Origin of the sequence: Streptomyces roseoverticillatus (assembly GCF_000719265.1) — a bacterium.
In the GTDB taxonomy this organism is placed as follows: domain Bacteria; phylum Actinomycetota; class Actinomycetes; order Streptomycetales; family Streptomycetaceae; genus Streptomyces; species Streptomyces roseoverticillatus.
Genome location: NZ_JOFL01000014.1, coordinates 80,793 through 94,952, shown reverse-complemented (window position 1 = coordinate 94,952; position 14,160 = coordinate 80,793). Strand labels below are relative to the sequence as shown.

General features: G+C 66.4%; 9 protein-coding genes. 4 read left to right on the top strand and 5 right to left on the bottom strand.

Going from position 1 to position 14,160, the window contains the following annotated elements:
* Nucleotides 1-75 precede the first annotated feature (75 nt).
* The 3 genes from IF61_RS0118400 to IF61_RS34310 all read left to right on the top strand — a co-directional run bounded on the left by IF61_RS0118400 (nt 76) and on the right by IF61_RS34310 (nt 5,665).
* Nucleotides 76-3,906 (top strand): GDSL-type esterase/lipase family protein, encoded by a 3,831-nt coding sequence (locus tag IF61_RS0118400; protein WP_245684552.1) that lies wholly within the window; start codon nt 76-78, stop codon nt 3,904-3,906.
* A 154-nt stretch (nt 3,907-4,060) separates the two neighbouring features.
* The gene (locus tag IF61_RS0118395) at nt 4,061-4,861 is read left to right on the top strand and encodes a hypothetical protein (RefSeq protein WP_030367517.1); all 801 of its coding nucleotides are present in this window, start codon (nt 4,061-4,063) and stop codon (nt 4,859-4,861) included.
* A gap of 300 nt (nt 4,862-5,161) precedes the next feature.
* A complete protein-coding gene (locus IF61_RS34310; RefSeq protein WP_245684551.1) occupies nt 5,162-5,665 on the top strand; it encodes a hypothetical protein in 504 nt (167 codons plus the stop codon).
* A 382-nt stretch (nt 5,666-6,047) separates the two neighbouring features.
* Here the strand turns inward: IF61_RS34310 and IF61_RS0118385 are convergent, their stop codons facing one another.
* Together IF61_RS0118385 and IF61_RS0118375 are read right to left on the bottom strand one after the other, a co-directional pair.
* Entirely contained in the window at nt 6,048-7,526 is a 1,479-nt protein-coding gene (locus IF61_RS0118385; protein WP_030367515.1) for an AI-2E family transporter, read from the bottom strand.
* 829 nt (nt 7,527-8,355) lie between these two features.
* Nucleotides 8,356-8,553: a helix-turn-helix transcriptional regulator gene (locus tag IF61_RS0118375; protein WP_030367514.1), complete on the bottom strand. Its 198-nt coding sequence runs from the start codon at nt 8,551-8,553 to the stop codon at nt 8,356-8,358.
* An 85-nt stretch (nt 8,554-8,638) separates the two neighbouring features.
* Between IF61_RS0118375 and IF61_RS0118370 the strand changes: the two genes are divergently transcribed.
* On the top strand, nt 8,639-10,648 hold the full coding sequence (locus tag IF61_RS0118370; RefSeq protein ID WP_030367513.1) for a zinc ribbon domain-containing protein: 2,010 nt from the start codon (nt 8,639-8,641) through the stop codon (nt 10,646-10,648).
* A gap of 15 nt (nt 10,649-10,663) precedes the next feature.
* Here IF61_RS0118370 and IF61_RS0118365 read toward each other — a convergent pair whose 3' ends face one another.
* The 3 genes from IF61_RS0118365 to IF61_RS0118355 form a co-directional block, all read right to left on the bottom strand.
* Nucleotides 10,664-11,386, bottom strand: coding sequence for an aggregation-promoting factor C-terminal-like domain-containing protein (locus tag IF61_RS0118365; RefSeq protein ID WP_030367512.1), 723 nt, complete (start codon nt 11,384-11,386; stop codon nt 10,664-10,666).
* A gap of 387 nt (nt 11,387-11,773) precedes the next feature.
* Nucleotides 11,774-13,096, bottom strand: a complete 1,323-nt coding sequence (gene phoH2, locus IF61_RS0118360; protein ID WP_030367511.1) for an RNA 5'-3' helicase PhoH2 — start codon at nt 13,094-13,096, stop codon at nt 11,774-11,776.
* A 299-nt stretch (nt 13,097-13,395) separates the two neighbouring features.
* A complete protein-coding gene (locus tag IF61_RS0118355; protein ID WP_030367510.1) occupies nt 13,396-14,157 on the bottom strand; it encodes an isoprenyl transferase in 762 nt (253 codons plus the stop codon).
* Nucleotides 14,158-14,160: the final 3 nt, after the last annotated feature.

Here is a 14,160-nt window from a genome sequence, read left to right as displayed (position 1 = left end):
CCAGCCCCACCCGGGCCTGTCAAAAATCCCGACAGAAATCTCGGCGATGGGTGGAAGGCAAGCAAGGACCGGGCCGTGACAGCCGCCGCAGACGCCGACGGGTTGAAGATCCTCGTTGCCGACAGCAGCAACGCGTACGAGTGGAAGACCGTCGCCGCGCTTGCCGAACCGAGCATGTCTGCAGACTCATGGATCGGCAACCAGTGCGTCATGGACCCTGATCACGTCGCAGCTGTTTACGCACCGCGCACATTTACGAATAAACCGGACCTGATGCAGGGCGGCGCATTTGCCGCAATCGTCAACGTCAAGACCTCCACGGTACAGAAGCTGCCCTTCACCGCGTCCCTCGCCTACTTCGACCCGTCTTGCAACACGCAGACTCACACAGCAGCATTCACCGCCTTCCGGGACATGAACGACCTGAGCAAGACGCAAACCCGCGTCCTGACCGTCAACACAGCCGGGACGACACTCAGCAAAACGGACATGAAGGGTGAGATCACCAGCGCTGTGCCGGTTGCGGACGGGGCCTTGGCTGCGAGCGGCCGCAACCTGGTACACGTCGACCACTCAGGCAAGGTGAAGAGTCTCGCTGCCGGGGACAGCGTCCCGTTCGACATCCGACCCGTGCAAGGCGGAAAGGTCGGCTTCGTCGACCGCAAGGATACGCAAACCGCCCAGGCGAAGGTGTGGGATGGGCATGGCAGGCCTGCTGTAGTCGCGTTCGGGAAGCTTGGCGACCTCCACCTGACGCAGGGCGATGAAGGCCAGGCATTCCTCACCGGCAGCCCCAAGGGTTCCCTGAAGGTAGAGGGAACCGGCGTCACCCGGATCAACGCCCCTGCCAATGCCGATATATCCACCCAAGGGCGTCTGGCCGTGGACCCGGTCCTCACTCCCGGCGTCCGCACTGGGCTAGGAGACATCAAGAACGCAGGCAAGGGCTTCACCAAGGCGGAGACCGTCCCACAAAGCCGGGGGACGATGCCCGGGGAAGAGGAGGTGACAGTCACCAGCACGGCGACCACCACTGGGAAGAAGATCACGCAGACAGTTACGGAAACGACAGCGTCGAACGGGAAGGAGCCCTCCCCAGCTCGCCCCATCAACGAGAAGAGGCTCACCCCGTCGGCACGCGCAGCGGACACCGAGACGTCGAAGGATCCGCGTGACACCGACCGCGTCTGCGCCATCTCCCGCAATGACATGGAGGCGCAGGCATTACAGCCGACGCCGAACCAGGTCGAGTGGGCTGTCGACATGGCTGTCCGCGGTCAGTTGCGCGCCCAGTACCTGCGGCAGGGTGGATACCGCGATCAGGCCGGCCTGGGCACGATCGACCCGCAGGGCCTATTCCCACCGCCGACGCTGAAGGGCGGCAAACGCATCCCTGCGAGCGTGATGCTCGGCATCATGGCTCAGGAGTCAAACCTCTGGCAGGCTGAAGCGGGCTCGATACCAGGTCAGATGGGCAACCCACTCGCTGCGACGGACGGCTACTACGGCCGTAAGGCCGCCAAGGATGATCCGGACGCCTACTGGCAGATCCACTGGGACAAGTCCGACTGCGGGTACGGTGTCGGGCAGGTCACCGACGGCATGCGGCTGGCCGGTCACGAGAAGGTGGACGACAACGGGCACAAGGAGACCGCCCTTCCCCCTGCCGTGCAGAAGGCCGTCGCGATCGACTACGCCACGAACATCGCCGCTTCCATGCAGATCCTTGCCGACAAGTGGAACGAGGTCCACACCGAGGGGCAAGAGATAACTGTCAACGACGACGATCCGGCCAAGGTCGAGAATTGGTTCACCGCCGTGTGGAACTACAACCTAGGCTTCAACCGGGCCTCGGATGCAGGTAAGAACGGAGGGCACTGGGGTCTGGGCTGGTACAACAATCCGGCCAACCCGCTCTACCAGAAGAGCTGGGGCCACCCGTTCATGGACACCGACGTGGACGGCCCTTCAGCCATCAAGGACGCCGCGCATCCGCAGGACTGGCCGTATGAGGAGAAGGTAATGGGCTGGGCCGCCTGGTCCATCGACACCGGCTTCTCCTACGGTACCGACGGTCGTCAAGACTGGCCGGGCGAGCACGGATTCTCGTCGGCTGGGTTCAAGCCCGCGTGGTGGACCGACAAGGACTACCGCAAGATGGTCTCTCCGGCGCTGGAGGTGTTCTGCAACGCCAAGAACGGGTGCGATCCGAAGTCTCCGCCGAACTGTCCGGATGCGAACTGTTACAAGCAGTTCTGGTGGAACCAGCCAAACGCGACATGGAAATCCTGCGCCACCATGTGCGGCTACGAGAGCCTCAAGTACGCAACTCTGATTCCCGAGCCGGGGCGCGGCTACCGGCTGAAGGCCGGCACCCCGGTGTGCACAGGAGCCCCATCGGGTGCGAAGGTCGTGTCCTCGGTACCGGACGGGACACAGACATGGTCCGAATGCGGCCGTGTCAGTTCGGCAGGAAGTTTCCACTTTCAGTTCAACGCCGACAAGGACGGACACTACGAGGGTAAGGAGGATCTGCATTCAGTCGGTGGCGGGTATGGCGGACACTTCTGGTATACGCACACCCGCAATGTTCCCCATCTCGGCGGCGACGATGGCCGGCTGACCGCAACAGGCACGTGGACCCTGGGACAGGGCCTCAACTGGGCGCGAGTCTTGGTGCATTTGCCGGATACCGGCGCGCAAACGAGGCAGGCGCACTACCGCGTCCTCAACACTGATAGCGACAGCTACGATCGATACGTCACGCAACGCGCGGGACGCTGGGTCAGCTTGGGCGTCTTCCGCTTTACGGGTCAGCCGACCGTGACTCTGTCGAACACCACCCCAGACGGTACAGCTGACGAGGACATCGCCTGGGGCGCAATCGCCTTCCAGCCTCTGTCAGGCAAGCCGAAGAACATGATCGTCGCTATGGGCGACTCGTATTCCTCCGGAGAAGGCGCGTCGGAAGGCGACCGGGACTACTACCCGGAAACCAACTACCGCGACAAGAATAGTCCGAAGGAGCGCAACGCTTGCCATCGGTCCCGCTACGCATGGTCGCGCCAGGCAGCACTCCCGGGCACGTCGCAGTCCATCGGTGATCTGGATGACATATTGAACCCGGACATGGACTACCACTTGGTTGCATGTTCCGGTGCACGCACATACAACGTGCTACCCAACGGGATAACCCAAGATAATGGCGGCGAGATACCTCAGCTCGACCAGGGTTATCTGGACCAGAATACCAGCCTGGTCACGATCTCCATCGGCGGCAACGATTCCCGTTTCTCTGACATAATCCAGAAATGCCTTCTATCCCTCGGCGGCGGCAACTGCAAGGACAAGACATTCGACAAACCGGATGGACCCCTCGGCGGACGGGACAAGAAGTTTGTCGGGCAAAATCTGGAGGCTGCCGTTCCGGGCATCATCAACGAGATCGTCCGACCGGACATTACGACAACCCTATTGCAGATCAGGGCTAAAGCTCCGCACGCGAAGATCGTCCTCATGGGGTACCCCCCTCTGATCTCCGATAAGGGGTCATGCTTGAGGATAACCAACAGTCTTGGGCTGTCCGAATCGTCGACGGCTTGGCTCAACGAAACAGCCGACACTCTGGCCGCGGCGATGCAGGGCGCAGTCGACGACGCGAAGAGAGAAGGCGCTCAGGCGTGGTTCTCCAACCCGAAGAGCGACTTCGCGGGCAAGGCCGTGTGTGGTGGCCCAGAGCAAGTTCACGGCATCGTCAAAACACTCGTCAGGTCTGACGAGCCGATCAAGGACTGGCCACTCATCAACCAGTACGGTCTGTCTGCTCAGTCCTTCCACCCGAAGATCGGGGGAGCGCGCCTCTACGCGGACTCCCTTGAGCGCACGATGACGGGCATGAGCCTGTAGCGACCAGTCGCGATCACGCCGGGGCAGCCCTCCAAGGGCTGCCCCGGACTCATTAGGGACACTTCCGCATGCCCGACCGGTTTGGCCGGCAGTGGCGGGGAGAGGAGACCCGTGTTCGGACGAACAGTGCGGTCGAGAAAGGGGAGTGGCGGGTATGGAGGAGCATGAGGCGGCGCGTCTCTCGGCAAGGAACGATCGGCGTCAACGGCGCTGCCGTGGCCCGCAGACCAAGTCCGGCGCCTTACTCGCTGCCGCGCTGTTCGCCCTCTCCGCCTGCACGTCGGCCGCCACCAGCCCGAAGGAGCTACGCAGGCTCGCGGACAGTAGCCAGGCAACGCAGGCCCGGGAGAAGACGGAGATGCGTCTCCGGGCAGTGGTGCAGGCATACGCCGACCGCACCCCTCTCACCCTCGGCCTAGTCGTAGTGCGCGACTTATGCCAAGGAGGGTCGGGAAAGCAGTGGTTCTTTCAGGATGGCCATGACACCTACAAGATCAAATGCTCGATGAACATTACCGCCTACTATGGCGCCGACCGCAACCGGATCGGTGACGTTCTCGACAAGGTCCTCACCGCAGGCGACCGCGGCCAGTCTCAGCCGGGGACACCTGGCAGCACCATACCGTTCGCGCATGACAACTACGGCAGCAGGCTCGTTGAATATTATCGAGGGAACGGGCCGAATCCGCATGGCTCTGACGCGCCGGAACCGACGCAACTGTTCACCAGCGGACAGACGTTGACCTGGGATGCGGTACGCGATCGCAAACCCTTTTTCATCGAAGAGCCGCCTAGCGGCATGGACAACGATCCCCCCGTCACACGATTCCTACGTGAGCCCGAATCACGAACGGTTTCCGACATCCGCAGGAAGCACGGCATTGCATTCAAGCTCGAAATCGGCTATGTCGACTACTATAAAGTGTTCAAGCGCGACCAGGACAGTGCAAAATAATCATTGCCCGCGTCAGTAGGGCAACCATTCCGCTCAGCAAGTCATTGGGCCTACCAACGCGGTGTCACTCCATTGACGGCCAGTACGGTTTGGGCTAGAACCTTGCCCAACCCTCGCTGGGACAACCCTTGGGCGATCGCGCCGCCTAGATGCCTCACCAAAGCTTCCAGCGCTACACCATGGTGGCGATCCCGCCAATAACTGTACGTGAACCAGCCATCCACCTGGCTAGAGACTTGGTCTGATTCAGTTCCCGTGATGATATCCGGCGGTCGCATCAACCTATCTGGAAGGCGTCACGTGATCACTGCACGATTGGCAGCAGCAGCAGCCGCAACCATCGCCTTGATCGGACTCACCGCCACCCCGTCGGCTGCTGAGCAACAGAAGAGTTCAAGTGCTATAGCAGCCAGAGCGAGTGACGAGACCAGGAAGATCGCAGCCGCCAGCCCCTCTGCCGTCCAAGCGGGAGCGACTGTTTGCGGCTCGGGCTACAAACTGATTTACGCGGAGCGCCTTCCTGAGCGCGCAATTAGGTGGGGAACCTTGTTCGCCTACTCGAACGGCGGCCTCGGGCCGCGTGACACCATATGCGCAATCTTCGACAACAACACAGATGTTGCGCGGCAAATGAAGCTGAAGATTTGCAACAACTCGACCAATCCGACCTGCCAGGTCGACGAAGGCGTATTTAGCCAGTATGCAGGACCGGTCAGAATGGACGATTGCCCGACGATCACCGCCATCATGCTGACCGCCGACGGCTCGATGGCCATCAATGCACGTCGCTCGTTCTGCAACTAGGCATCCCAGGGTCAGACTCTTGCCACTACCTCAACACGCATGTGGCCAGGGACTTCGGCGTGGGTTGCACGATCGGCTGACCCCTCCGGAGGACGGATGCTCGTTGATTGCGAGTTGCACTGATCATCTCCGTAGTGCACCGAGTGGCGCGGTCGCGGCGGCAAGCTGTGCCTAGTCGTCCCCGGGGCCGGCCATGCCGCGGCAAAGCCGGGCCGGAAGGGTACTCCGTGCCCTGCTTCGGCACAGTTCAGTTTCGAGGCTCTACGGACTTCTGGCGCGAGGCGGCTACGGCAGGTTCGCACCGTCCGCACTGCAAGCGGGCTCCGGCCGTCACGGCCGGAGCCCGCTCCGCATGGGCGGCAGACATAATCCCGCCCCCTGGTCACGGCCCGGGGGGAGGCTCGTCCTGTGGGGTGATCGACGCCACCGCCTTATCCCTGGCGTAGGCGCGGAGGTAGCCGACGACCGTATTGGTGACGGCGACCAGCGGCACGGCGACCACGGCGCCGCCGATGCCCGCGATCAGGGAGCCCGCGACCACGGACAGGACCACCGCGAGCGGGTGGACGCGCACGGCGCGGCCGAGGATGAACGGCTGCAGGACGTGGCCCTCGATCTGCTGCACCGCGAGCACCACGATCAGCACCATCAGGGCCGTGAACACGTCCTTCGTCACCAGCGCCACGACCACCGCGAGCGCGCCGGAGACCACGGCGCCCACGAGCGGGACGAAGGCGAACAGGAAGATGAAGACGGCCAGCGGCACCGCGAGCGGCACGTTCAGGAAGAACAGCCCGATGCCGATGAAGATCGCGTCGATCAGGGCCACTATCACCGTGCCCCGCACGTAGGCCGTCAGCGTCGCCCACGCCCGCGGGCCCGCGCCCGCCACGCCCTCACGCGCCGCCGCCGGGAACAGCTTCAGCAGCCACTCCCAGATGCGCGGCCCGTCGTAGAGCAGGAAGAGCGTGCTGAACATCGCCAGCAGGATGCCGGTCAGCACCTCCAGGATCACCTGGACGCCCTCTATGCCGGCGGAGGTGATGTCCTTGGTGTTGGCGCCGATGGCCGTGCTGAGGTTGTCGGCGATGTTGTTGATCTGCTTCTCGGTGACGTGAAACGGGCTGGTCAGCAGCCAGTGCTTCAGGTCCTTGATGCCCTGCTGCACCTGCCCGGACAGGTCGTCGAGGTTGTCCGTCACCTGCCACACCACGAACCAGCCGACCAGGCCCATGACGACGAAGCCGGAGATGAAGGTCATGACCGTGGCGAGCCCCCGGGGCACGCCGCGTCTCTTCAGCCAGGCGACGGTGGGCTGCAGCAGGGCGGTGATCAGCAGGCCGACGACGAAGGACAGCACCACCAGGCGGACGGCGCTGATCACCCGCATCAGCACCCAGAGGGTGCCGGCCAGGATCAGCAGCCGCCAGGCGACCTCGGCCGCGACCCGCACGCCCCAGGGGACAGCGGCGACGGGGTCGGGCCGCGCCGGGACCGCCGGAGCGTAGCCGGGCGGCGGCGGCACGTGGTCGCCTGCGGCGGGCGGGCCGCTGTGAGCGCGGCCGCCGGCCGCGTCGTCCGCGGGACCGCTGGCGGATGCGGAGTCGCCTGCGGAAGGCGCGGCGGAGGACAGCCCTCCGGCAGCCCCCGGGTCCGGGACGGACGCCGCCCCGGACCAGCCGGAACGATTCGGCGGAGAGGTGCGTACGGGTTCGGCGGCGGCGTCGGGCTCGGGAGCACCGGCACCGGCCGCGCCGGAGGCGCCCGCGCCCGCCGCCTCGGCCGAGCGCTCCTCGAGCCGCCGGGCGAGGCGGGTCAGACCCGCCCCCACACCACCGACCCATCGTGGCAATCTGGACATTTCTCTTCCTCTACCCCCACTCCCCCGTGGCCAGGGTGAACGTTACCCGGGCCGCGTTGCCGGGGAAGACGGCGCGAGCCCCCGGTCTGGTTGAGACCGGGAGCTCGTACGATCGGGGAGCCGGGCGACACGGCCAGCCGGGACACTTAAAGCGGTTCCGTGAATCATGCGTAGTCGATCTTGAGGTTGTGGAACGCGGCGACGGTGCGGGGCAGTGCTGTTGGCCGCCGCGCCCGCGGCGCCGACGGGGAACCTTGAAGACCTTGTGAAGTGATCGGCCATGGTGGCACGGAAGGCGGTGATGTCGTTGCGGTTGCCGGGCCAGGAGCCGCCCACGACAATGACGCGCCGGTCCTTCGCGCGGATGGTGACCTGGATGTTCACCGAGCGCCGGTAGTTCTCGGAGCGCGACATCACCTTGTATCCATTCACGGGGATCGAGGTGCCGTCCACCACCCATGAATCAGCCGGCTTCCTTCGGGCGGTGTGAAGGGTCGGGCGATCGCGGATTTGAGACGGTCGATGATGCGGTGGACGGTGGCGACGCCGACCGCGAACAGGTCGGCAAGCTACCGGTGGGTCAAGTTCGTGCGCCAGTCAATGGCGGCCGACAGGGCGCGGTTGTCCGGCAGAAGTGTCCACGGAGGTCCGCATCCCGGCTTCGGCAGGTGGGCGGCGATACGGGCAACCAGCACGAGGAATGCTTTAACTGCCAGTCCGGTCCAGTACAGCCGGGAGCGGGGGCCGCAGGCCGATAGTACTGATCTTCGACACAAACGACCGCAGCAGTGCATGAGGTCAGTTACTTCCCGAATCCGGGACAGGTGACTTATCGCTTCCCCGGCTTGGGGTGGGCAGCCCGCCAGGCGTCCAGCCGGTCAACCGGCCACAGAGGGGTGCGGCCGACGTATACAGGGGCCGGGAAGTCGGCCCGGTTGCTGTTGAGGTTGTAGATGTGCTGAACGGTCACCTCGAGCCGCGCCGCCGCCTGCTTCGCATCCTCGTATCCAGGAATCTTGATCGTCATAGAGGCTACTCTATCTCGACTGTCATAGCTGAACTAATTGTGTAGAGTGTCGTAGGCCAACTAATCCAGAAGGGGGGTGACGGACATGCAGCATGCCCAGCCGCCAAGGAAGTTCCGGGGGAAGAACAAGGCCCCGAAGTGGGCCAAGCCCGACGGCGGGTTCGTGTCGGTGATGGTGCTGCCGCTGGCCGTCACCGACCCCGCCGACGTGGCGCGGCTGGAGAAGCTGTTCGGTGCGATGTGGTCAATCAAGCAGGCCGTCCAGCGGGACACTCGCGCCAAGGCCGATGCCTACTGGCGCGCCAAACATGAGCGCGATACCCATGGGGCGAAGGCAGTACGGCAGCGCCTCGGCCTGAACCGTGAGGCCCTGGAACGGTGCGCATACCGGCACCTGGAGGGCGCCGGGCACCTCAAGCACCACGCTTCGAAGGCCCTGGCGATGCACATCGCTGACGAGGTGTGGAACGGGGTGCAGCGCCACCTGTTCCCGGACGTCACCGGCAAGCGCCACGGGCGCCCCAGGGTCGGGCGCTGGCACGACTTCACCCGCATCCCCGGACGCGCCCGCTCCCATACCACCGAGAACAAGTGGGAGACCTTCCGCCTCGTCGGCACCCTCCACGGCCACGCCATGGCCTACACCAGCGGCGGCCGGCATGAGCTGATGCAGCCCCGCCGCATGCCGAAGCCGACCGTGCCGGAGGGCAAGGTGCCCACGGGCAAGCTCACCGCGTCCGGGAAGCCGGGCATGCGCAAGGCGTCCTGGTGGGACCATACTGGCCCGCTGGCCGTGGTGTTCGCGGGCGGCCCCGACAGCAAGCGCGGTGACCTCGTACTGCCCGTCCACGTCCCCCAAGGGCCGGGCCAGTGGGCGCGGGTTGAGCATTTCCTTGCCCATCCCGGCCACTGGCACAAGGTGGACCTCGTGCGCCGCCGCAAGGTGTCCGCGCCCGGCGGCTGGGCGTATGAGGCGCACCTGATGGTGCTGGGACCCGGCTACGCCTCCCCGGCGGTCCGCCGGATGCGGCGGCAGGCTGCTGGGCTGGATCGGATCGGCGGGGTGGACGGCAATGTCTCCAACCTCTCCGTCGTCTCCTTCCCTGCATCCCTGGACCCCGCCGACAGTGGCCCGGCATCCTCCGAGATCACGCTGACCGATCAGGAACGGGCGCGGCTGGAGAAGGGTACCCGCAAGCGGCGGGGCCGCGCACGCGCCCTGGAACGCTCCCGCCGGGCCACCAACACCGGCCAGTACGGGTTGTCCAAGCGGCAGACCGCGCGTGCCCAGCGCCGGGCCGCCAAGGGCCTCAAGCCCAAGGACGTTGCGGTGCCGGGCGGTGCCCGTGACTCCCGCTCGGACGGGGTGCCCAAACAGGCGTTCCATCGCGACCGGCTCTCAGGTGGCTACCGTCGGCTGCGCGCCCGCCAGGCCGAAGCCGCCGCGTCCGCCGCCGAGTACCGGCGCCACCGCGCCCGTACCGTGGCCCGCGACATCATCGCCGCCCACGGCTCGAACCTCACGGTGGAAGACTGCGACATCCGCACCTGGTACCGACTGTGGGGCAAGCGCCTCTCCCAGACCACACCCGGCATGCTCATCGCCGCCCTGGAGATCGAGTGCAAGGCAGCCGGGGGCCGCCTCGTACGCGCCTCCACCTGGTCCACCGCCCTGTCGCAGCACTGCCTGTGTGGGGAACGCGTCACCAAGACGCTACGGGACCGGGAGCACAAGTGCACCGCGTGCGGCCTGGTCGGCAAGCGCGACCTCGTATCCGCCGCACTGGCCGCCTTCGTCGACCTGACCGACCCGCACGGCCCCAAGACCGCGACCCTGAACACCGCCCGGTCGCGGCACGCACAAATCATCTTCGAGCAAGGGCTGGAAGAAGCCCTGAGTGAGTCAACCACACCGTGCCAGAACACCCCTCGGGGCGCTGGCCGCGTGGCAGTCCCCCGCCAGCGGGTGACCTCTGCTCACCGAACCGCCGGACGGCGAGACCGAGCGACCCCGGATGAGCCACGCCCCGTGCGCGACCACGCCGGAAAGCCCGGACCCCGCCCCGCGTGCAGTCCACAGCTCACCCTCTGGTGAATTGCGGATCAAGTCTTAGTACCACTGGTTGGCCTGCCAGAATCTCCAGGCACCACAGGGGCTGCCGTAGCTCTCGTTCATATAGCCGAGGCCCCACTTGATCTGGGTGGCGGGGTTGGTCCGCCAGTCGGCGCCGGCCGAGGCCATCTTGGTGCCGGGCAGCGCCTGGACGAGACCGTAGGCGCCGGAGGAGGCGTTGGTCGCGGTGTAGTCCCAGGTGCTTTCGTTGTTCACGATGTTGCTGAAGCACTGGAACTGGTCGCCGGGGACCATGGAGCGGGCCATCGCCTGGACTTCGGCGGTGGAGTAGGAGCTCTTGGCGGGGAAGGACGAGGCGTCGCGGGTGGCGGAGCGGGAGCTGATCTGCTCCTTCTCCTCCTTCTCGCGCTCCTTGGCCTTCTCGTCGGCCTCCTTCTTCTTGGCGGCCTCGTCCGCGGCTTCCTTCTTCGCCGTGGCGTCCTCGGCGGCCTGCTTGCGCGCGGTCTCCTCGGCGTCCTTCTTGGCGGCGGTCTCGGCGGCCTCGGACTGCGTGTCCGCCTGCTGGGTCAGGGAAGCGGCCTGTGCCCGGACGTTCTGTCCTGCGGGGATGTCCGCGAGGAGCGTCGTGTCCGCTGCGGTCGCCTCGACCCGGTCGGTCGTGCCCTGGTCATGGCCTGCAGCGACACCTACGACGGCGCCGACGGTGGTGACCGCGGTGGCGGATGCCACGGCGAATCCCCGGACCGAAATCCGGCTCACACGTTTTCCTTCCAGCATCGCCCGCACGGGTGACCTACACGAGCGCGATCGTGCCCCTGGCGCTGGCCTCCGTAACGGTCACGGGAGGCACGGGCCCGTGGGGCCTCCCGCGAGGGAGGTCCGCGTGACGCTCGGGCGGCATACGGCGGCGCTGTTCAGTTCTTCGAGCTGGTCATGCACTAGCCCACGAGGGGCCGAAGTGCCGTATGCGGGGCCTGACAGGAAGCAGACTCTGCCCGAACGGGATGCCCCGAGGCAATTCCGGGTTACGTGGGAAAGGTCACACCTCGTTTATGGCCGGGCATTTACGGAAAGCCCGGCGGGCAACAGCGGCGCGCGGCTAGGCTCCTTGGCTTTGCCGCGCGCCACTACGAGGGAACGGAAGCGTCAGATCCTGCCCTCCTCCAGCATTTCGGTCACCAGCGCGGCGATCGGCGAACGCTCCGAACGCGTGAGCGTGACGTGCGAGAAGAGCGGATGTCCCTTCAGCTTCTCGACGACGGCGACCACGCCGTCGTACCGCCCCACGCGGAGGTTGTCGCGCTGGGCCACGTCATGGGTGAGCACCACCCGGGAGTTGGCGCCGATCCGGGACAGAACGGTCAGCAGCACGTTCCGTTCGAGCGACTGCGCCTCGTCGACGATCACGAAGGCGTCGTGGAGGGATCGGCCGCGGATGTGGGTGAGCGGCAGCACCTCCAGCATGCCGCGCTCGACGACCTCGTCGATGACCTCGGAGCTCGTCACCGCCGAGAGGGTGTCGAAGACGGCCTGGGCCCACGGGCTCATCTTCTCCGCCTCGCTGCCCGGCAGATAGCCCAACTCCTGCCCGCCGACCGCGTACAGCGGCCGGAAGACCATCACCTTGCGGTGCTGCCGGCGCTCCAGGACGGCCTCCAGGCCCGCGCACAGCGCCAGCGCCGACTTGCCCGTGCCGGCCCGGCCGCCCATCGACACGATCCCGATCTCGGGGTCGAGCAGCAGGTCGAGCGCCACCCGCTGCTCGGCGCTGCGGCCGTGGATGCCGAACGCCTCGCGGTCGCCGCGCACCAGGCGCACCGAGCCGTCGGCGGCGACCCGGCCGAGGGCCTTGCCGCGCTCGGACTGCAGCACCAGGCCGGTGTGCACGGGCAGTTCCGCCGCCTCCGCGACGTGGATGACCTCGGCGGCGTAGAGCTCGTCGACCTGCTCGGCGGTGACGGTGAACTCCGCCATGCCGGTCCACCCGGAGTCGGTGATGGCGAGCTCCGCGCGGTACTCCTCCGCGAGCAGGCCGACCGCCGACGCCTTGATCCGCAGCGGCAGGTCCTTGGAGACGACCGTGACGTCGTACCCCTCGGCCTGGAGGTTGCGGGCGACCGCAAGGATGCGCGAGTCGTTGTCGCCGAGGCGGAAGCCGGCGGGCAGTATGCCCGTATCCGAGTGGTTGAGCTCGACCCTGAGCGTCCCGCCCAGATCACCGATCGGAATCGGGGAATCCAGTCGGCCGAATTGCACCCGGTACGTGTCCAGCAGACGCAGCGCCTGCCGCGCGAAGTAACCGAGCTCCGGATGGTGCCTCTTGGCCTCCAACTCCGTGACCACCACCACGGGCAGCACGACCTCGTGCTCCTCGAAGCGGGACATGGCGCCTGGATCGGCCAGCAGGACGCTGGTGTCGAGAACATAGGTGCGCCGGTCGTTCTCACGGCGCTTCTTGCTGGTCACCACGGGTGGACGAACCCCCTCAGGGAGGTCGGGGCGCGACGGCGTCGCCGGGGAATGGGCCGGGAACGGAGCCCTTCGAGGGCCCGGCTGCGGCCCTCCGCGGGCGGCCGCGCGGCCTGACAGGGCCGCTCGGTCCGCACGGTCGTCGTCCGTGTGCAAAGGGCCTCCCGGGCGGGCGGCCCCATGCCGCCCGCTGGCAGAGCGACGGTCTTAGGACAGACCGTCGGCCTGGAGGGGATATTCCCGCTGGACCGCTTGACCATGCAACGGCATATGCGGCGGCGTGGTGAACCGCCGGTCCGTCAGGAGCCGTACCTGCGGTGCCGCGCCGCGTAGTCCCGCAATGCGCGCAGGAAGTCGACCTTCCGGAAAGCGGGCCAGAAGACCTCGCAGAAGTAATACTCCGAGTGCGCGCTCTGCCAGAGCATGAACCCCGAGAGCCGCTGTTCACCGCTGGTGCGGATGATCAGGTCAGGGTCGGGCTGGCCGCGCGTGTACAGGTGCTTGGTGATGTGCTCGACATCGACCGTTTCGGCCAGTTCCTCGAACGACGTCCCGTTCTCCGCCGCTTCGAGCACCAGCGACCGCACCGCGTCCGCGATCTCCTGCCGGCCGCCGTAGCCGACAGCCACGTTGACCAGTATTCCGCGGGTGCCGATCGTGTCCTGCTCGGCCTCCTTCAGCACCTGCTGCGTACGGGCCGGCAGCAGGTCCATCGTGCCCACGTGGTGGACGCGCCAGCGGCCGTCCGCGGCCAGGCCGCGCACCGTGTTCTCGATGATGCCGAGCAGCGGGTTGAGCTCCACGGCCGGGCGGTCGAGGTTGTCGGTGGAGAGCATCCAGAGGGTGACGACCTCGACGTCGGTCTCGGCGCACCAGCCGAGCAGCTCCGAGATCTTGTCGGCGCCCGCCTGGTGGCCCTGCTCGGTCGTGCGGCCGTCGGCCCGCGCCCAGCGGCGGTTGCCGTCGAGGATGACGCCGATGTGCTTGGGCACCTGCGCATGGTCGAGGCGGCCTTCCACCCGGCGTGCGTAGAGCCTGTACACCAGGTCGCGCAACTTCACGTT